The following is a 19,362-nucleotide window of genomic DNA, read 5'->3' as shown; positions in this document are numbered from 1 at the left end:
AAAATTGTGTTATACTGGTGAATCTGTGAAGGTTTTTCGATAGGGAGTATTGAAAAAAAAATGACCAAACTGGGAACCCATTTGATTGTCGATGCTTGGCAAGTACCTGCTGACCTCCTCAACGATCCCGAGCGCATTCGTCGCGCTATCCTCGATGGAATTACGGCAGGAGAAGCAACGCTGATCGATTTGTGTGTCCACCAGTTCAGTCCCCACGGAGTTACCGCGACGGCGACTTTAGCTGAATCTCATATCGCGATCCACACCTGGCCTGAACACGGCTATTTCGCCGCCGATTTATTCTTCTGTGGTGCGGGTAAACCCGTGGTTGCCATGGAAATTTTGACCAAATCCCTGCAAGCAGGTGAGATTAAAGTGCGGGAACTAACCAGAGGATTCCCCAGTACTGCGGGAGTTTATGAAAGCAAAAAGGAAGAACCCCTTAAGTCTTCCCTGGTTATGGCCTAATTTCTAGCGCCGGCCTCAATAATAAGTTAGCAGCACTGGCGATCGCCTAAACTGAAATCGTGATCAGGATAACCTTTGTTTTTATCCTCGCCCTCTTTCCCTCTCTCGTTAGTCTCTGGTTGATTAACCGATCCCAACAGAGATTAAGCAACCGTTTGAGAGGGATTCGCTATCGTCACGAATACAGCACGGTGATTGCCAGTGATTTTTTGTCAATCCCTGTAGAGACAGAAAATAAACCGGCCTTGATCGGTGATCTTAGTTGTCGTTTTAATGCCTATTCCCCCCACTTGCGTTGTGCGGTTAATCCCACAGGTCCCTGTGAAGGTTGTCGGCAGTACGAAGCTAAAACCGGCACAGTGTAAGCGGCTTGAGCTTCCAAAAAGTTCCCTATTTGCTATCCTTAAAAATTATCGCTATCGCAATTGAGGAGTGTGGGAACAATGGCGTTCAAACGAAATTTGACCCTCTTAATCATCGGATTAGGATTAACTTGTTTACCCGTATATCCGGCCCAAGCTAACCAAATCAGCACCGTCACCCCGAATACGGCGGCCAATCAAACTCTCGCCACCCATCTGGTCTTAAAATTGAAAGAGAGAAAAGTTTACGTTTATCAAGATAAGCAAGTTTTAGCACAATTTACCGTCGCCGTCGGCAAAAAAGGCTGGGAAACCCCCACCGGTAAATTTGAAGTGCGGGAATTAGTTCGCAATCCCGTCTGGAAAAGTCCCTGGACGGGAAAAGTCAGCACCCCCGGTCCCAATAGTCCCCTAGGGGAAAGATGGATCGGTTTTTGGAGTGACGGCAAAAATTCCATCGGTTTTCATGGCACCCCCGCAGAAAATTCCCTCGGTAGTGCCGCTTCCCATGGTTGTGTGCGGATGCGGAATCGGGATGTGAAAGTGTTGTTTGATTTAGTCCGCATGGGAACCCCCGTCATCGTTCAACCTTAATTCCGGCAGATAATTTTTTAAGATGGGCAGGTCTTCCGGACGATCAATATCGGCTAATTTAGGCAGATAAGCGGTTTTTAAAGCCAGTTTAGCGGCGATTGTCTGAGTTTTTTCCAAGACTTCCCCCGTTCCCCAGGGAATACCGTCAAAAAGCTCTGGAAAGACCTGTTTTAAAGCAATTAGGTAGTATCCCCCATCTAACGCCGGCCCTAAAACCATATCGTGGGTTTTTAAGGCCTCAAAGGCTGATAAAATCTCTTTTTCCCCGATTTCTGGGCAATCTGTGCCAATAATAGCGATCGCTGTTATCCCTTGAGCAAAACCATCGGCAAAAGCATTTTGCATCTTTTCTCCTAAGTCTTTTCCCCGTTGAGAATGATAGGAATAATGCACACCTAACCAAGTACGCATTTTTTCCTCGCTGCCGCCATGGTAGTAAATGATCAGGGAGAGAAAATTCCTCAAACCCGCTAATTTACCGAGAGTATATTCGGCCAGTTTTCGGTGTAATTCTTCGGCTCCCTCGGCTGCCAAAGCTGGAATCATACGGGTTTTTACTTTCCCCAATTCCGGATAACGGGTAAAAATAATCAGTTGTTGTCTCCAGTCCACGAGTGATTGCGACGATGATATTAATTATTAGTTTTAGCATACTGTTAATAGGATGCAAGAAACCCAATAAAACAGGCTTTATTGGCTTAGTATAGATTATTTTAGTTGGTTATCTAATTCTGTGTTGGGTTTCATTCCTCAACCCAACCTACAAGAGGGGCGATCGCTTTATTGAGTCGAAACCTTTTTCCTAGCGGCATTTCAGACTTTTTCAGCCAACCCTGATTAGCTAGGGACTAGGCTTTGGTGGTGATTCGGTAGTAGTGATGGCGGCTTAATCCTTTGCTTTGCTGTGCATTGTAGTCATGGATAAAATACCAAAGGACTCCCCAACGTGATTCTCCATTTTTTTAGAGAAAGATAGACTCTCTCTCACCAGCCGAGAAATCCTTTGTCGAAAGGTATTATTTAATCTTTCAATATGATTAGTTTGACCAGTTTCTTTACCTACTGCCCGATGACGTTTACTAGGAATTACTGTCTTATAGGACTCCCAAAAGTCTGTGTAAGCAACCGCGCATTGTCGGTAAACACCTGGTAAACTGGCCCCAAAGTTTTTTAGCTGATTGACGACTCCTATCTCCGCGCATAGCAACCAATAATTTCTCTTGTCTTTCTATCAATTAACCGCCAAATATAAACCTTTATCGTCTTAGAACTGGACTTCCCCCGTATAAACATACTAGCTATGGCTAAAAGTCTTATAGAGCCTGAGTTAAAGCCATATAATACTAATGGACTACTGGACACAAACTCCTGAAGTCCTTACGCTGATAGGGTTTGAGGCAAAAATTTTCAAATTTGACCTTTCGACCATTATAGCTTGTTTCGGGGCAGAAAACCAGCAAAAACATGGCTACAGAGGGAATCGCTGACTCTAGAGATTAATGACACCATCTGTTACAATGAGGTTAGCGATCACTATACAGCCAACTCTACGGAATCGCTCTACTCCAGATACAGTCAACGGTACAGCCATTTTCAAGCGAAAAATGTACCCAGTAGCGGCTTGTCAATTTTTTCTGAGAAGCTCCATGCAGTAAGGGTTTTGTTGATTTTTTAGTATTTCTGTATGGGGGAAGTCCAGTTAGAAAAAACCCAAGACCACATCTCATCACATTCTCTAACCAATTTACCTTTTGGTTTGTCCGAAACCTTTATTTGACGGGGGACAGCCGCCAGTTTATTGTTGACATAGTTTTGTAACCATGACCAACTTACCCCTGTTACTCTAGCAATTCCTCGCAAGGAAATTCGTTCGAGCAAGAGTTTATCAATTAATTGTTTGGTTTCGTCAGAGACGGTTTTATGGCTCTTCGGTAATTGTTATGCAATGGACGGGGGTTATAAGGGATGGAACCCTTATATAGAAAGGCATTTAGCGATTTTTGTCAATTATTTTTGATCTAGAGCGAACTAATCAATTAAGTCTCTTACCAGATAAGGATTTAGTCGATTTATGACCCCCTATCGAACCATACCAAGTAACGAAGAACCGGTTTTATTAGTGGGATTGATCACCAACTGACGACCACACTCTTTACCTTGACGTTTGGGTTTTCCATTATGAATAGAACCATTCTTGATAGTATGGTGAGAACCACAATTAGGACAGGGGAATAGAGGTGAAGGGGGTACTTTGTTCGGTGCTAGACTGATATTTGAGTAAGCCAGACAGGAGCCAGAAAAAGATATTTATCAGAAAAGTCATGATCAAGCTAGAGGTTTAAAGACTGAGCGGGTTCCAATTATTTTTATTCATAAATATTTTACACAATTCATACCAGATAAGCAAGAGGGCTACGCCACTACTACCAAATCATTACCAGAAATCATAACAATTATTGTGTGTTGGGTTTCCTTACTACTACTACCGGCTAATGGCGATAATTCCGCTAGAAAGTATGAGAATGTGTCTGACATTCAGCAGGGGGTGAGTATTGGTATCATGATTAAAAGTAAGGATATAGATAAGTACCTAAGCAAAATTAATTACACATCTAAGCCACTACTCCGTCAGACTTCTGGTGTGAGGAAACAGTGAACTGAAAACTCAAATCCGATCCCTAATAGCTGTCTCCCGACTCCCGACTCCTGACTCCTGACTCCTGACTCCTGACTCCTAACCCCACCAACAAACTTTTTCAGCAAACCCTATTTAAAAGAGGATTATTTGATATTTGCTTCTTTTTAACGGAGATTGGAGAAATCATAAACCTCCCTCAAGGCACTAGACACAAGCGAGCTATCATAAAACCATCGCTGATTTGACAATCGCCAACCCCTAAAAATTATGAGCGTAGTTATTCCTAATGACATACTGACCGCATCAGGACTCTCCGAAGACGAGCTAAAACTAGAAATCGCCATCATGCTCTTTAAACAAGACAAAATCAGCATTGGCAAAGCCCGTCATCTTGCAGGCATGAACCTCCTCCAATTTCAACACGAACTTAATCTAAGAGAGATTTGTGTCCATTATGACCTTGAAGAATTAGAAGAAGATATCCAAACCTTACAAAAACTAGGCAGACTATGATCGTCGTGAGTGACACCTCACCCATTACCAACCTAGCCGCCGTTAACCAGTTAACCCTTTTGCATCAACTCTATGGAACAATTATCATTCCTCAAGCCGTTTATGACGAAATGGCGAGTTTAGGCTACGCCGTACCTGGCACGATTGAAATCATGACCTTATCTTGGATAGAAACACGGCCCGTCACCCAGCAAAACCAAGTTAATCAACTACTCAATAAATTAGACCGAGGAGAATCAGAAGGGATTATTTTAGCGCTATAATTAGGCGCAGATATATTAATTTTGGATGAAAGAAAAGGACGCAAAGTTGCACGATCTCTTGGGCTAAATATTACTGGAATATTGGGCGTTTTACTCGAAGCCAAGCAAAAAGAATTGATTATGAATATTAAACCTATTGTTGCTCAGCTAATCTTAAAAGCAGAATTCCGAATTAGCGAAACACTCTACAGAAAGGTTTTGACAATTGCGGGAGAATGATTCTATTGCAATATTTCAACCCATTTTACAAAGATTCTGGCTCTTCTGGTTTTCGTGTGTTAATTTTTGTTATGAATTAAAGCAAGCAAACAGTGCGATCGCCGATCTTGTAGGGTGCGTTCCCTAATGTGGCTCCCACTGCTTCACCGATCGATTTTTGGGGGAACGCACCATGCACATTAGATCTCTTGCATAAGTCTAGACAAAATAGGATAAAATAGTCCAAGAGTTAAGATTGAAAGATGACTTACGAACAAGTAAAAACTTTAAAGCCAACAGAGTTCAAACGCTTGTGTGGCGTGTATCCAGATACATTTAAGGATATGGTAACAGTCCTAAAGGCAGAAAAAGTTTGGCAAAAAAAGACAGTAGACCTAGCAAATTGAGTACGGAAGACCAACTACTAATAACACTAGAATATTGGCGAGAATATCGCACCTATTTTCATCTGGGAAATAGTTGGGGTATTAACGAATCAACGGCGTATAGAATTGTTAGGAAAGTCGAGAATATTCTCATCAAATCAGGTCTGTTTAATCTACTGGGAAAAAAAGCCCTATTAGAAAGTAATAGTGAAATAGAAGTAATAGTGGTGGATGTGTCAGAACAGGAGATAGAAAGACCCAAAAAAAACAGAAATCATGCTATAGTGGCAAGCAGGGATACCACACATTAAAGTCGCAAGTCGTTGCCGATCTCGCGCAGCGAGCGCGTTGCGACCAAAAAAGCGAGCAGGTAATCTGTGTCCGTTGTGAGAAAGGAAGAGTCCATGATTTTCGACTGTGGAAAGAGAGCAAAATAAGGTTAAATAAGGAATAGAAATATTAGGGGATAAAGGCTATCAAGGAATTCAGAAAATCCATCAAAACAGTCAAATTCCTCATAAAAAAAGAAAAAAGAAAAACTAAGTAAAGAGCAAAAAAAAGACAATCGTCAGTTATCACAACGGCGCATAGTTATAGAACATATTCATCGTCGTCTCAAAATATTTCGGATACTTTCATCAAGATACAGAAATCGCAGACGGCGATTTGGTCTGAGATTGAATTTGATTGCTGGTATCTACAATTACGAACTTCGTTACCGACAAAAGGATATATCTTGATTACTTTTGCAAGAGATCTAAAGTCTATGCTATTCCTGCTTAACTGATGCGTTTTCTAGCGAACGAAAATTTCCCCCTTGATGCGGTTGAAGCCCTACGACAAAAGGTCCATGATGTCCTGTGGATTAGGGTGGAATCCCCCGGAATCTCGGACCGGGAAGTTTTAAGTCGCGCCCAGGCAGAAAATCGTATTCTCTTGACATTTGATCAAGATTTTGGAGAACTCGCCTTTCGTTCAAGGTTGCCGGCCAGCGTTGGTATTATTTTGTTTAGAATAAGAGTACCTTCTGGATCTGTAGTCGCTGAGAAAGTTGCCAAGGTTATCTCATTGCGGGATGACTGGTATGGACACTTTACAGTTATTGAAGAAGACAAAATTAGAATGAGAGACTTAACGGTGCGATCGCCGATATTGTATCGTGTATGCTCAGCGAGCACGTCACTGCATCGGGTTGGGGCGATTAGAATAAAAGGGTAAACCTAGCTTGACAAGAGCATTTCATTTTATATGGTTTCATCAGAATTAATCTCGGCATTGAGAGAACTGGGTCGTTCAGATAAGTTTTATATCATGCAGCTCCTGATTTCAGAACTAGCCCAACAGGAGACAGATTTGATTAAACAGGGTCAGGCTTACCCAGTGTGGTCGCCCTATGATGCGGTTGAGGCAGCAGATACGATGTTAAAAGTGCTACAGGCTACCAAAGCTCAAGACCATGGGTAACGCTGAGCGATATCCATTTGTTTCTGGTGACGCGGCATTAGGTGAAGCCAGTTTTCGTCCGCATTTGCCTTTTACTCTGTTTTACAGACAAGCTTCTGTCACAGCATCCGGTCTATTGGACACTGGAGCAAGTGTAAACGTACTACCATATTCAGTAGGAGTCGAGCTTGGGTACGAATGGGATCGGCAAACAACAGCACTGAGTTTGACAGGAAATTTGGCTCAATATGAGGCGCGTGTCGTACTTGCTCAAGCGGTCGTTGGGCAATTTGATCCCGTGCAACTGGTATTTGCCTGGACACAAGCTACCAACGTGCCGCTTATCTTGGGGCAGGTGAACTTCTTTATGGAGTTTGATGTCTGCTTCTACCGTTCACAGCTAGAGTTTGCAGTTAGCCCCAAAGCTCCTGTTTCGGGATAGGTTGGTTGCTCTTGCCAGCCAGCTAACACTGCGTGGCAGCGGACGGGCGAAAGCCGCTTGTGTTGAGTTCGAGGGGATCTGCCGCCGCTGCACTTTACCGTTATGCCGCTTCATCTTTTGGCGGAGGTAGTGCGATGCCGAAGGCACTGCGTAGCAGTACGCTGATCTTGTAGCTTGGGTTGACGGCTGTTACCCAATTCCCTCAAAACCAAGATTAAATGCAGTAGGATAGACGTGGGATAGATTTTCTCTTATTGCCGTGAGCGAAACCCTCTATATTGAAACCAGTATTTTGGGTCATCTAACCGCAAGACCAACAGAAAACCTGATTCTTGCCGCCAACATTAAGTAGGTGGGTGGAATTAAATATAAGATGAACGTAGGTTGGGTTGAAGCATGAAACCCAACTCCCGATTATGTTACGCTACCGCCAACCCATCCTACAAATAATTGTGCCTCCCTACTTAAGATTACACAAGACTGGTGGGATGAGTATAGTAGTTCATTAGTTCTGTATGTTTCGGAAAAGGATTTAACCGCACCGAAATTAACCGCATTCAAAAACTTGTTCAAGAAAACCAAGAACAATTACTAGCAGGCTGGAATGACTTTTTTAACGAATGAAGTATTTGAAACATTGGCTATTCAGCAATTGGCCATCACAGATGACACACTCAGTGTAGATTTGTCTGATGGGCGCACTATATCTGTTCCCCTGGCATGGTATCCTCGGCTCCTGCATGGCTCAACTGAGAAGCGCAATGATTATCGCTTGCTCGCTGGTGGCAGTGGAATCCATTGGAATCAACTAGATGAAGACATTAGCACTAAAAACTTGATTCTTGGCCAACCATCAGGGGAAAGTCAAAAATCCTTGAAGCGTTGGTTAAATAATCGAGTAGCGACTGTCTAAGAAATCACTGCAGCCGACCTGTGTTATATTATTTTTGGATTAGCCAAAATCAATAGCGGCGGGTGAGTTCGGGCGTTACGCGGCAAGTCCTCGGTTAGGACAGTGGCTTGAAGTTGCTTGCGGGGCATTCATCGAAAATTTGGGTCTGAAACCCCGTCGTTCTACGACGGCTTTACTGTTAAATATTAGAACATTTACGAAATATATGCGGTTCTTCGGTTTGTGTTATGCAATGGACGGGAGTTATAAGGGATGAAACCATTATATAGAAAGACATTGCTTCGATTTTTGCCAATTGTTTTCAATCTAGAACGAGCTAATCAATTAAGTCTCTTGCCAGATAAGGATTTAGCCGATTTATGCCCCCTGATCGAACCATACCAAGTAACGAAGAACCAACTATATTATTGTCCTTGAGTAAAAAATGCAAGTTGTAGCCGTGCAAAGTATAATTTACGTCAATGATTCGCGTTATCCTAGTAAGCAGGCAATCGCAGCTTCTCTAGTAGCTAATCTGACAGAGGGAGTTTTAATTTGGCAGGTTGCCTGCGAATATTTAGCGGCAAGCCGCAAACTTGAGCCATTTGGGTATGACAGAGCGCAAGCCTATCAGTACATTCGAGATTTGCAACAGGTTTGGTACACAGCTTTGCCAACTTGGGCTGTGATTAATCGTGCTGAGGACTTGATCAGGCGTTTTAGTTTGTCTCATTGGGATTCGATGGTGGTTGCTGCTTGTTTGGAAGCAAACGTCGAAACTCTCTATACAGAAGACTTTGGGTATTCAGACATTGATGGGCTGAAAATTGTCAATCCTTTCAAGAGTCCCTAAACCCGCCGCAGCATAACAAGGCGCTGGAGCGGACGGTCGGGAGCTCCCAGTGGTGATGCTAAGGTTGTCTGCCGCCGCTGCACTTTACCGTTCCCCACTTCCCCAAACCCCACTTCCCCACACCCTGCTCCCTGCTCCCAGAAAAAACTTTTTCCCTATGTGGGGAAAGACTCGCCAATAGACTGGACAAGAACCTCTAGATGGGCGAGGCTATGGGTGGCCATGGCAGTAAACCGCAGACGACTGGTGGGAACGGTAGGAGGACGAATGGCGGGGGCAAAAATCCCTTTTTCTAGCAGTTTTTGCGATAATTCTAGGGCTTGACCCGGATTGGCTACCGGTAAACATAAAATCGCCGCTTCTGAAGGCAATATATTAAGATTATTTAATTTACTCTTGACAAAATTAATATTTTGGTGTAAGCGTTGGCGACGTTCCGGTTCCAGACGAATAATCTCTAAAGCCATTCTAGCAGCGGCGGTGTCGGCGGGGGATAAACCGGTAGTATAAATCCAGGTGGCGGCGCGATTGCGGATAAAATCGATAATTTTGGCGTTTCCGGTCACATATCCCCCTAAACTGCCCAAAGCTTTACTCAGGGTTCCCATCTGAATTAATTCCCGTCCCTGACAACCACAATATTCCACGCAACCTGTGCCATTTTCCCCCATAACCCCGGTAGCGTGGGCCTCATCCACCAAAACCATGCAATTATAAATCTCGGCTAGAGCGAGAATTCCCGCCAGGGGACAGATATCCCCATCCATACTAAACACTGTATCAGTGAGCAGTAAACAATGACGATAGTGATGACGGTGGGCTAATAACTGATTTTCTAAGTCTTCGAGACTATTGTGCCGGTATTCTTTCACCGTGGCACCGCTTAACTTGGCTCCATTTTTGAGGCTAGAGTGATTGTATTGATCGCCTAAAATCAGGTCTTTCTGCCCCACTAAACAGGTAATTGTCCCCAAATTGGCTAAATATCCCGAACTAAAAACGATCGCGTCTTCGCTATTTTTAAAGGATGCGATCGCTAATTCTAAGTCTCGATGAAGATCTCGGTGTCCACTTAATAGACGCGAGCCGGTGCTTCCAGTTCCATAGCGTTGTGTTGCTGCTATGGCTGCCGCGATCATTCTTTCATCGGCTGCTAATCCCAGATAATCATTACTGGCAAAATTAATCAGCGATCGACCCTCTAATTCTATAACGGCTCCGCCCCGGCCTTGAATGGTTTTAACCCTTCGATACCAATTGGCCCGATGGAGGGTTTTTAAGCTATCCTCGATCCAAGAGTAAGGATGATTCATCGAAAATTTGGGTCTGAAACCCCGTCGTTCTACGACGGCTTTACTGTTAAATATTAGAACATTTACGAAATATATGCTAGAATGTGAGACATGGAAAAAGCCTACTCGTTCCGATTTTACCCCACACCCGAACAAGAGTCGCTATTGCGGCGCACTTTGGGCTGTGTAAGATTGGTTTACAATAAGGCACTCCATCTCAGAACACAAGCTTGGTATGAAAGACAAGAAAGAGTAGGATATACTGAAACTTCTTCAATGTTGACCGAGTGGAAAAAGCAAGAAGAATTAGACTTTCTCAATGAAGTTAGCTGTGTACCTTTACAACAAGGCTTAAGACATTTACAAACAGCTTTTACTAATTTCTTTGCTGGTCGTACTAAGTATCCTAACTTTAAGAAAAAACATCAGGGAGGAAGTGCCGAATTTACCAAATCTGCTTTTAAGTTCAAAGACAAACAAATCTATTTAGCCAAATGCACAGAACCCTTACCTATTCGATGGTCAAGACAAATACCAGAAAGCTGTGAACCAAGCACAGTAACAGTCAGATTACATCCTTCTGGACGTTGGCATATCTCAATAAGATTTGATGACCCAACGATTAAGCCATTACCAGTAACAGATAAAGCCATCGGAATTGACTTAGGAATTAGTAGCCTCGTGATTACCAGCGATGGCGATAAAGTATCTAATCCCAAGCATTTTAAAAAGCATTATCGGAGACTGCGAAAGGCCCAAAAAAGCCTTTCTAGAAAACAGAAAGACTCAAAGAATCGAGAAAAGGCAAAAATCAAAGTAGCCAAAATTCACGCTCAAATCACCGATAGCAGGAAAGACCATTTACACAAGCTAACCACTCAATTAGTTCGTGAAAACCAAACGATTGTGGTTGAGAATTTAGCCGTCAAGAATATGGTCAAAAACCCCAAGTTATCTCAGGCAATATCTGACGTAAGCTGGGGAGAAATCACCCGACAATTAGCCTATAAATGCCGTTGGTATGGAAGAAATTACATCGAAATAGATAGATGGTTTCCTAGCTCTAAAAGGTGTAGTAATTGCGGGCATATTGTCGAAAAGATGCCGTTAAATATTCGAGAGTGGGATTGTCCAGACTGTGGGACACACCATGACCGAGATATTAACGCCAGTAAAAATATTTTGGCCGCAGGGCTTGCGGTGTCAGTCTGTAGAGCGACCATAAGACCAGAACAGAGTAAATCTGTTAAGGCAGGTGCGGAACCCCGCAAGGGAAAGAAGCAGAAACCTAAATCGTGAGGTTTGGGAATCACCGTCCGTTTACGGCGGTGAGGATGTCAAAGGCGATTGATCAATATAGTGGTTAGCTAGGGGAAAAATAGCCAGATTATTGCCGAAAAAGGCTCTTTTAAGGGTTAATAGCTTCGTAAAAACGACAATCTTGACAGGGACCTGGGGGGTTAATCGCACAGCGCAACAGTTCAGATCTGGCGTTAAAACGACAACTAGCATCCCCCATCACCCAACGTCCTTCAATCAAACTTTTTTCGTTAGGAGTGGGAGCAGTTTGTACATAAAGGGAAATTTTGCGTAAACAATAGCCACCAATCTTGTATTGATACTGGTGGTGACGTTCCAAAACTGCGTAGGTTTGTCCTTTTAAGGCCAAATAATTACCCGGTTGTGGCATCCAATCCAATTGGATCTCTCCCAAACTTTGCCGCGGATGGGTTAGAATAACCTCCGTTGTTAATGAATCTTGCTCCATGATTATCCCTGTATTCTGGGCTACCTTTGCTCAATGGTAGCTTAGATCTCCGAGTCGATTAATAATTATATCTCCTGCAAAAATCAAAAATCTTCGGTTAGGTAAGCAGACTCCCAGACAGAAGACTCCGAGACAGGGGGAGAAAAAAGACAAGGGACAACTATCCTAGAATTGCCAATTTCCCGATTAGAGTAGAAGATAAACCGCAGGATTTTTCCGAGAATTTACTTTAAATCTCTTGCATAATTAATTTTTCAGGGTTCAAAAACGGCAAAAATAAGGATTAAATGGGATAAAGTCTGTAAATAGACCATTTAACTGATTATCATTCATTCTTAATTCTCCTGACTACTGACTACTGGCTACTGACTCCTAACCCTAACAACAATTTTTGATTTTTACAAGAGATCTTTTATGGTTTACCCGATCCCACCTGAAGATAATCTACCGCAAAAATTTCCGAAAATTCCCTTAGATCGTCGTGCCTATGCTTTCCTGATCGACTTTGCCTCGATCTGGTTTTTAAGCTCCTTTGCTAACAGTTCGCCTGTACTACAATTTTTCCTTTTTCTCCTGATTTGGTGGTGTTTGCGGGTGTTATTGGTAGCGCAGAATCAGGGTCAGAGTTTAGGACGTTGGGCCCTGGATATGAAGATCATCGATCTACAACTTCAGCGTTTACCCGGAATTTTGGAGTTAAGCAAACGAGAGGCGATCGCTGGTGGCGGGGCAGCTTTAATGATGGTAGGGTTAAATACTTTTTTTGGCAATCCTTTAAGCTTGATTTTATTATCTTCGCCCCTTTTCGCCGATTGTGGTATGGCGATCGGTGATGAGCAATTGAACCGCGCTTTCCACGATCGCATCGGTGGCACGATTGTTATTCCCACCCGTCGGGGTTTTTCTCTCGATCTACGTTTAAGAAGGCTTTGGTATCAAATTAAGGGCAGAATGAGAAGATAAATAGCAGTTATCAGTGATCAGTGATCAGTTTTAAGTTTTGAGTGATACTAAATCCGGTTATTAAAAACTGGTTATTTATTCCCCCTTTTGCCTTTTGCCGTTCGGCTGTCCTGATATATAGCCTATACTCAACGGATTTAGTATTATTCCGCCATCCGACGGGCATCGGTGGGGGACAAGAAATTAGTCTATTAGGAGTTTACCAAAATGTCAGAAGACAGATTAGAGCGGATCGAGAAAATAGTGGAATCGAACGCTCGCGCTATTCAAGCCCTAGCTGATGCCGTCGCTAGTGACCGCGAAGAACGGAAACAGGAGAAAAAAGGGCTTTACGATTACCTAGCTCGAATAGCAAGCGCACAATCAGATTTTTATGAGACTCAAGCCGATTTTTACCGGCATCTAGAGAGAATGGATGATCGACACGCTCAAATGATTGAAATCATCCGACAGATTAACGAGAACAGAAGCGATCAAGCCTAACCTCTAGAAGTTGCCCGTAGCCGTGCCTACGGGCTTAATTAAGCCCGTAGATATTTTGCCCACATTCCGCACCCTGGTCGTTGAAATCAAAAGTTGCTCTAGCCCTTGTATAGTAAGACTTTTAGCGATTACTAAGAATTATGAAGTGTCACACTCTAGTCAGCGATCGCCAGCTTAATGAGAGTTTATCTCAATAATTTGGTATCAGAGCTATCAGATTTTTAGGGCTAATTGTGCATCTGCTGGGCAAACAAATTAGCCTGTAATTCAGAGCCGGCAATCGTTTTGACGATTTAGATAAAATTTTCAATGTGACACTTTAGGGTGCGGAATGTGGGATTTTGATAATGAACGCTATAGCAGTTTTCATCAGAATGAGGCATGGGCAAGGAGCTTAAGTCCTTTGTTGGCAAAACTGGTCGATACCTCAATAACGTGAAAAGCGCTATAAATAGCAGTTTCCCGGTCTCTTTTCACTGTTTAAGGAGGTTAAGTCCTTTGTTGGCAAAACTGGTCGATACCTCAATAACGTGAAAAGCGCTATAAATAGCAGTTTCCCAGTATCTTTTCACTGTTTACTGTTTACTGATCACTGAAAAAGGCGGGATCGGCCGGGATCGAACCGGCGGCCTAGCGCTTAGGAGGCACTCGCTCTATCCAACTGAGCTACGACCCCTTTTTTCCCTAACCATGATAAGCCATCCATGGCTAAACTGTTGATTGCCATCGACACCCAGCTACTTTCTGTTTTATGGCCACAACCTTGGCAGTATGTTAATTTTATTTGCCCTTGAGGGCTTTTTGAAAATTCTTGCGGTAGGCGGGATTAACAGCCAAAAGAAGCGGCCAGAACAGCGTTAGAGCTAAACGATTGGGTAAACTGGAACTAAAATTAGTGCTTCTGTATCCATTCCAGAATTTCCAACCACCGGCACCATAAACAATTATTATAGTCATTTCAAATAAGTGTGAGACGAGGGAAAAATAAGGTAAAATCAAGAGAAACGAGCAACCCATACAGAAAAATGTCTTATAGCCTAGACTTGAGGGCCAATTCAAGTCTGAATTGCATCACTGTCTGATCTACCTTTATAGAATACCTCATTCGGGGTACGATAGTCAAGACATTTTCGAGGACGATTGTTAATCAAGTTTACGGCTATTTCCACCTGCTCTGGCTTAACAATTTTAAAATTCGTTCCCTTGGGAAAAAATTGTCTTAATAGTCCATTAGTATGCTCGTTTAATCCCCTCTCCCAAGAATGATAAGGAGTAGCAAAATAAAAATCTGCTCCCAATTTCTGACTCAACTCTTGATGTCCACAAAATTCTTTGCCGTTGTCACAAGTAAAGGTTTTTCTTTTGTCAGGGTGAATCTCTTGAAAAAGTTTTTCTGTGACTCTATTGATTTCCGATGCGGTTTTGTTTTTGGCTAATCCTGCTACTAGAAATTTCGAGGCCTTGTCTACATGAGTAACGAGAACTCCTAGATGATTGCCTCCAATCATTGTGTCACTTTCCCAATGACCGATTTCAGTTTTCTGGTCAGCAATTACTGGTCGCTCGCTGATATCTACACGCCCTGGAATCCCTCCACGCTTACTTTTTGCTCCGCCTCGACTCTTTCTTTGACAAAGCCCCCGGCGTAAATATTTCTGGTACTCTCCACATCCGTGATAGTTCTGATAGATCATTTGATAGATGGTTTCGTGACTGAGAGATTCTTGACTGGCTCTTTTCAGACGACCTGCTATTTGTTCGGGACTATGATAATCTTTCAATCCTTCTTTGACCAACTCTAAGGCTGACTCGCTGACATTTTTAAAGGGTTGTTTGGCATTTTTTCGCCTTGTCTCGCTTTGAGCTTGTGCTGTGTCAGGTAGATAGCAGCCAAGGGAACTTTGATTCCTTTTTAATTCCCGTGATATTGTGCTTTGATGACATCCGAGCCAGACGGCCATTTGCCGTTGAGATAAATTTCCCTCCTGACTAAGTTGGTAGAGCAAGTTTCTTTGTTCTATGTTAAGATGTTGGTGGCTCATTTTTGGGTCTGATTTGTTTTTGTTAATGATCAGACAGTACCTGATGAGCCTTTCTTTGTCAACTCTTGAGGTTGATGCGTTTCATTTTTGAATTGGCGGAGAAAAAAAGTAATCGATTATGTAGAGAATGGGGGAAGCATAACCAAAGCCGCCGCTCTATTTAATATAGGAAGAGCGACGATATATAGATGGCTAGGTAGGGAAAAACTGGAAGCAACAAAGGTAAAACACCGTCAGAGAAAGCTGGACTGGAAAGCACTGTCAAAAGATGTCCAAGAAAATCCCGAGGCAAGATTAAGAGACAGAGCCGAGAAATTTGGAGTGAGACCAAGTGCCATTTGCTATGCCTTAAAAAACATGAAAGTTACCAGAAAAAAGAAGGAACTTCGTTATAGAGAAAGAAACCGAGAAGAAAGAATGAAATACTACAGAGTGCTGAGAGAATTGATTAAAATATATGGAAGTGAAAGCCTTGTATTTATTGATGAGTCAGGGTTTGAAGAATTTCAAGCCTGTTTTTATGCTTGGTCAAAAAAAGGGAAGAAAGTCTTTGGAGATAGACAAGGAAAACGAGGAAAAAGAGAGAACCTTGTCGCTGGTAGAAGAAAGGGAAAAAAAGACTTTATTGCACCGATGGTATTTACGAGAAGCCTGAATGCCGAAGGTTTTGAAGGGTGGTTATCTTTATATTTGTTGCCCTCTCTAACCATAACATCAGTATTAATTATGGATAATGCACCAATTCATCGGAAGACAGTCATTAAACAACTGGTAGAGGAAGCAGGTCATCAGGTCGTGTTTTTGCCAAAATACTCTCCTGATTTAAATGATATCGAACATGATTTTAGTGCATTAAAGAGGGCAAGAATGTATGCTCCTGTGGGGACACCCCTTGATGAAATTATTCGTACTTATTGTGTCGCCTAGTGTCTCGTTCTTATTTGAAATAACTATAAGATAAAAATAACCAGTCTCATGCCATCTCATCCTTGAATTTAGAGAATTCACATCTCCTATTTTAAGCTTTGGTTTTGCCGACTTGGGAAAAGAAAATATTGTTCTGAATCGGGGGGACGGTGTTAGAATGCCGGTTAGGAACTGGCTCGATCGAGGTCGGGAAACTAAAGCCAGAATTTGAAAAAACTATTTAAAAACGGCGAAAAGATAGCCTTGGGAGGAAATTATGCGAGCGGTATTAATGGCAGGTGGTTCAGGGACAAGATTACGTCCGCTTACTTGTGATCTTCCCAAACCGATGGTTCCGATTCTCAACCGTCCGATCGCCGAACATATTATTAATTTACTGCGAAAGCATGACATTACCGAAATTATCACCACCCTGCACTATCTCCCCGATGTCATGCGCGACTACTTTCAAGACGGCAGCGACTTTGGGGTAAAAATCACCTACGCTGTGGAGGAGGATCAACCCCTAGGCACCGCAGGATGTGTGAAAAATATTGCCGAATGGTTAGATGATACCTTTCTGGTGATTAGTGGCGATAGTATCACCGATTTTGACCTGCAAAAAGCGATCGCATTCCATAAAAGTAAAAACTCGAAAGCAACCCTCGTCCTGACGCGGGTTGCCAATCCGATCGAATTTGGGGTAGTGATTACCGACAAAGAAGGCAGAATTCGCCGTTTTATCGAAAAACCATCCACCAGCGAGATTTTTTCCGATACTGTCAACACCGGAACCTATATTCTCGAACCAGAAGTCCTTGATTATCTCCCCTACAAAGAAGAAGCCGACTTTTCTAAAGATTTGTTTCCGCTGCTGCTGCAAAGGGGCGAACCTATGTATGGTTATGTGGCCGATGGTTATTGGTGCGATGTCGGTCATCTGGAGGCCTACCGAGAAGCGCAATACGACGCTTTATCCGGCAAAGTTAACCTAGAATTTCCCTATCGAGAAAAATCCCCCGGGGTGTGGGTCGGTACTAATACCTATATCGATCCTAGCGCCCACATTGAGGCCCCGGCCATGATCGGCAATCATTGCCGCGTTGGTGCAAATGTTCTGATCGAGAGGGGTTCGGTTATCGGCGATAATGTCACCATCGGTGCTGGTTCCGATCTGAAACGTCCCATCCTCTGGAATGGTGTGGTGATCGGGGATGAGGTCAATTTAGCCGCTTGTACGATCGCTAGGGGAACCAGAATCGATCGACGGGCCCAGGTACACGAAGGTGCGGTGATCGGACAATTATCGATCGTGGGAGAAGAAGCGCAGATCAATTCCGGGGTCAGAGTCTGGCCGAGTAAACAGATCGAATCGGGAGCCATCCTCAATATTAACCTGATTTGGGGAAATACTGCCCATAAAAACCTCTTTGGTCAACGAGGAGTATCGGGCCTCGCTAACATCGATATCACGCCCGAATTCGCCGTTAAACTGGGGGCATCCTACGGTTCCATTCTGAAACCGGGGTCAACGGTAATCGTCTCCCGGGATCAACGTAGTGTCTCGCGCATGGTCAGTCGATCGCTGATTGCCGGTTTAATGTCCGTGGGAGTTAATATCCAAAACCTACAAGCGAATGCTTTACCGATTTCCAGGACTTTAGTGGCTAAATTAAACGTAGTCGGTGGCATTCACGTTCGTATTCATCCCGATCGCCCGGATTTTCTCTTAATCGAGTTTTTAGACGAAAAAGGGATTAATGTTTCCAAAGCGAGGGAAAAGAAAATCGAAGGGGCCTATTTCAAAGAAGATCTGCGACGGGTGGGAATGCAGGAAATCGGCAGTATGTCCTATCCGGCTGATATTCTCGATAATTACCGCAAAACCTTTGAAACTCAGCTAAATGTAGAGGCTATTCGCAATAGTGGTTCCAAAATCGTCATTGATTACGCCTACGGAGTCTCAGGGGCAATTTTACCAGAATTACTGGCCAAATTTGGCTGTGATGCCGTGGTTCTCAATGCCAGTTTACGTCAGAATGCCCTTTCCATGCAGGAAAGAGAGTTACTAATCCATCAATTGGGCCATGTGGTGGAGGCCCTGAAAGCGAACTTAGGGGTACAAGTTTCGGCCAACGGGGAACAATTAGTCCTCGTCGATGAGAGTGGTTTATCGATTCGCGGGGAACAATTAACTGCTCTAATGGTGAATACAATTCTGACCGCCCATCCTCGCGGTACAGTGGTAGTGCCGGTTCATGCTTCTAGTGCCGTGGAACAGATCGCACGTCGTCACGATGGCCGGGTGGTGCGGACAAAAGCCAGTCCTAGCGCTTTAATGGAAGGATGTCAAACCAATCCTAATGTGGTTTTAGGAGGCTCTGGGCAAACTGGCTTTATTTTTCCGCAATTACATCCCGGTTTCGATGCCATGTTCAGCGTGGCGAAACTTTTGGAGATGTTAACCATTCAGGAACGTTCTCTAGCTCAGGTGCGGGCCGAGTTACCGCGCATTTACAATAAGAATACGGCGGTGCGTTGTCCTTGGAAAGTCAAGGGATCCTTGATGCGCTATCTGGTGGAAACTCACGCTACCGATAATCTAGAGTTAATCGATGGGGTGAAGGTGATTAATCCCCTTAATGATGACTGGGTATTGATTTTACCCGATGCCGGAGAACCTTTAGTGCATATCTATGCTAACAGTGAGCAGCGGGAATGGGTCGATCGGACAATTAAAGAATATCGTCATCGTGTCCAATATTTCGTCGAACATTACCAGGGCGAAATAGTGATGATTTAGGATTTTTATGCCCTATTAGCCCCGAAACTTGACTATGATGACTTTTTTGACCT

21 protein-coding genes, 1 tRNA gene and 4 pseudogenes are annotated in these 19,362 nt (G+C 43.4%); 17 read left to right on the top strand and 9 right to left on the bottom strand.

Annotation, left to right across the window (positions count from 1 at the left end; translation table 11 throughout):
* The first annotated feature begins 60 nt into the window (after window positions 1-60).
* The 3 genes from speD (at window position 61) to MAE_RS17530 (ending at window position 1,424) form a co-directional block, all read left to right on the top strand.
* Window positions 61-468, top strand: coding sequence for an adenosylmethionine decarboxylase (speD, locus tag MAE_RS17540; RefSeq protein WP_002795793.1), 408 nt, complete (start codon window positions 61-63; stop codon window positions 466-468).
* 59 nt (window positions 469-527) lie between these two features.
* Entirely contained in the window at window positions 528-833 is a 306-nt protein-coding gene (locus tag MAE_RS17535) for a DUF6464 family protein (protein WP_012266763.1), read from the top strand.
* Between the two features lie 78 nt (window positions 834-911).
* Complete coding sequence (locus MAE_RS17530; RefSeq protein ID WP_002735789.1) at window positions 912-1,424, top strand: L,D-transpeptidase; 513 nt, start codon at window positions 912-914, stop codon at window positions 1,422-1,424.
* Here MAE_RS17530 and MAE_RS17525 read toward each other — a convergent pair.
* The 4 genes and pseudogenes from MAE_RS17525 to MAE_RS36510 form a co-directional block, all read right to left on the bottom strand.
* Window positions 1,386-2,036 (bottom strand): TIGR04282 family arsenosugar biosynthesis glycosyltransferase, encoded by a 651-nt coding sequence (locus MAE_RS17525; protein WP_012266760.1) that lies wholly within the window; start codon window positions 2,034-2,036, stop codon window positions 1,386-1,388. The two genes, MAE_RS17530 and MAE_RS17525, sit on opposite strands and share 39 nt — an antisense overlap.
* 236 nt (window positions 2,037-2,272) lie before the next feature.
* A pseudogene (locus tag MAE_RS17520) lies at window positions 2,273-2,696 on the bottom strand (IS1 family transposase); the annotation flags it as partial.
* Between the two features lie 435 nt (window positions 2,697-3,131).
* Window positions 3,132-3,338: pseudogene (locus tag MAE_RS33475) on the bottom strand (IS1 family transposase); the annotation flags it as partial.
* A 165-nt stretch (window positions 3,339-3,503) separates the two neighbouring features.
* Window positions 3,504-3,608: a hypothetical protein gene (locus MAE_RS36510; RefSeq protein WP_422730600.1), complete on the bottom strand. Its 105-nt coding sequence runs from the start codon at window positions 3,606-3,608 to the stop codon at window positions 3,504-3,506.
* A 721-nt stretch (window positions 3,609-4,329) separates the two neighbouring features.
* On the opposite strand from MAE_RS36510, the gene MAE_RS17515 reads away from it, so the two are divergent.
* From MAE_RS17515 to MAE_RS17480, 9 genes and pseudogenes are all read left to right on the top strand, one after another.
* Window positions 4,330-4,575: a UPF0175 family protein gene (locus tag MAE_RS17515; protein ID WP_002770883.1), complete on the top strand. Its 246-nt coding sequence runs from the start codon at window positions 4,330-4,332 to the stop codon at window positions 4,573-4,575.
* Window positions 4,572-5,057 (top strand): annotated as a pseudogene (locus tag MAE_RS32535) (DUF3368 domain-containing protein). The gene MAE_RS17515 and the pseudogene MAE_RS32535 overlap by 4 nt, the downstream one beginning before the upstream one ends.
* 242 nt (window positions 5,058-5,299) lie before the next feature.
* A pseudogene (locus MAE_RS30230) lies at window positions 5,300-6,162 on the top strand (IS5 family transposase).
* A gap of 46 nt (window positions 6,163-6,208) precedes the next feature.
* On the top strand, window positions 6,209-6,640 hold the full coding sequence (locus MAE_RS17500) for a DUF5615 family PIN-like protein (RefSeq protein ID WP_012266754.1): 432 nt from the start codon (window positions 6,209-6,211) through the stop codon (window positions 6,638-6,640).
* Window positions 6,641-6,670: 30 nt separating this feature from the next.
* Window positions 6,671-6,886 carry a hypothetical protein gene (locus MAE_RS17495; protein WP_002795799.1) on the top strand — a complete coding sequence of 72 codons (216 nt, stop codon included), beginning with the start codon at window positions 6,671-6,673 and terminating at the stop codon, window positions 6,884-6,886.
* Window positions 6,879-7,307, top strand: coding sequence for an aspartyl protease family protein (locus MAE_RS17490; RefSeq protein ID WP_002795800.1), 429 nt, complete (start codon window positions 6,879-6,881; stop codon window positions 7,305-7,307). The genes MAE_RS17495 and MAE_RS17490 overlap by 8 nt, the downstream gene beginning before the upstream one ends.
* A gap of 604 nt (window positions 7,308-7,911) precedes the next feature.
* On the top strand, window positions 7,912-8,220 hold the full coding sequence (locus MAE_RS17485) for a DUF2442 domain-containing protein (protein WP_002795801.1): 309 nt from the start codon (window positions 7,912-7,914) through the stop codon (window positions 8,218-8,220).
* Window positions 8,221-8,508: 288 nt separating this feature from the next.
* Window positions 8,509-8,637 (top strand): hypothetical protein, encoded by a 129-nt coding sequence (locus tag MAE_RS35810; protein WP_269453929.1) that lies wholly within the window; start codon window positions 8,509-8,511, stop codon window positions 8,635-8,637.
* Between the two features lie 7 nt (window positions 8,638-8,644).
* A complete protein-coding gene (locus tag MAE_RS17480) occupies window positions 8,645-9,052 on the top strand; it encodes a PIN domain-containing protein (RefSeq protein WP_012266751.1) in 408 nt (135 codons plus the stop codon).
* Between the two features lie 155 nt (window positions 9,053-9,207).
* On the opposite strand, the gene bioF is transcribed toward MAE_RS17480, so the two are convergent.
* Entirely contained in the window at window positions 9,208-10,365 is a 1,158-nt protein-coding gene (gene bioF / locus MAE_RS17475; protein WP_002747137.1) for an 8-amino-7-oxononanoate synthase, read from the bottom strand.
* Window positions 10,366-10,455: 90 nt separating this feature from the next.
* Here bioF and MAE_RS17470 point away from each other — a divergent pair, with 90 nt between their 5' ends.
* Window positions 10,456-11,643: an RNA-guided endonuclease InsQ/TnpB family protein gene (locus MAE_RS17470; protein ID WP_012266750.1), complete on the top strand. Its 1,188-nt coding sequence runs from the start codon at window positions 10,456-10,458 to the stop codon at window positions 11,641-11,643.
* A 109-nt stretch (window positions 11,644-11,752) separates the two neighbouring features.
* Here the strand turns inward: MAE_RS17470 and MAE_RS17465 are convergent, their stop codons facing one another.
* A complete protein-coding gene (locus tag MAE_RS17465; protein WP_012266749.1) occupies window positions 11,753-12,112 on the bottom strand; it encodes a DUF6464 family protein in 360 nt (119 codons plus the stop codon).
* A 414-nt stretch (window positions 12,113-12,526) separates the two neighbouring features.
* Between MAE_RS17465 and MAE_RS17460 the strand changes: the two genes are divergently transcribed.
* Both MAE_RS17460 and MAE_RS17455 read left to right on the top strand, forming a co-directional pair.
* On the top strand, window positions 12,527-13,075 hold the full coding sequence (locus MAE_RS17460; protein WP_012266748.1) for an RDD family protein: 549 nt from the start codon (window positions 12,527-12,529) through the stop codon (window positions 13,073-13,075).
* Between the two features lie 207 nt (window positions 13,076-13,282).
* Window positions 13,283-13,558: a hypothetical protein gene (locus MAE_RS17455; protein ID WP_002795807.1), complete on the top strand. Its 276-nt coding sequence runs from the start codon at window positions 13,283-13,285 to the stop codon at window positions 13,556-13,558.
* Window positions 13,559-14,160: 602 nt separating this feature from the next.
* Here the strand turns inward: MAE_RS17455 and MAE_RS17450 are convergent.
* The 3 genes from MAE_RS17450 to MAE_RS17440 form a co-directional block, all read right to left on the bottom strand.
* Window positions 14,161-14,234 (bottom strand) — tRNA-Arg (locus MAE_RS17450).
* 104 nt (window positions 14,235-14,338) lie between these two features.
* A complete protein-coding gene (locus MAE_RS34160) occupies window positions 14,339-14,515 on the bottom strand; it encodes a hypothetical protein (protein ID WP_012266744.1) in 177 nt (58 codons plus the stop codon).
* A 98-nt stretch (window positions 14,516-14,613) separates the two neighbouring features.
* Window positions 14,614-15,600, bottom strand: a complete 987-nt coding sequence (locus tag MAE_RS17440; RefSeq protein ID WP_012266743.1) for an IS30-like element ISMae39 family transposase — start codon at window positions 15,598-15,600, stop codon at window positions 14,614-14,616.
* 87 nt (window positions 15,601-15,687) lie between these two features.
* Here MAE_RS17440 and MAE_RS30215 point away from each other — a divergent pair, with 87 nt between their 5' ends.
* Together MAE_RS30215 and MAE_RS17430 are read left to right on the top strand one after the other, a co-directional pair.
* A complete protein-coding gene (locus MAE_RS30215) occupies window positions 15,688-16,527 on the top strand; it encodes an IS630-like element ISMae21 family transposase (RefSeq protein WP_080507013.1) in 840 nt (279 codons plus the stop codon).
* Window positions 16,528-16,783: 256 nt separating this feature from the next.
* Complete coding sequence (locus tag MAE_RS17430; protein ID WP_012266741.1) at window positions 16,784-19,309, top strand: mannose-1-phosphate guanyltransferase; 2,526 nt, start codon at window positions 16,784-16,786, stop codon at window positions 19,307-19,309.
* The last annotated feature ends 53 nt before the right edge of the window (window positions 19,310-19,362 follow it).

It is taken from the genome of Microcystis aeruginosa NIES-843 (genome assembly GCF_000010625.1).
Taxonomy (GTDB): domain Bacteria; phylum Cyanobacteriota; class Cyanobacteriia; order Cyanobacteriales; family Microcystaceae; genus Microcystis; species Microcystis aeruginosa.
This window is presented reverse-complemented; position numbering and strand designations above follow the sequence as displayed.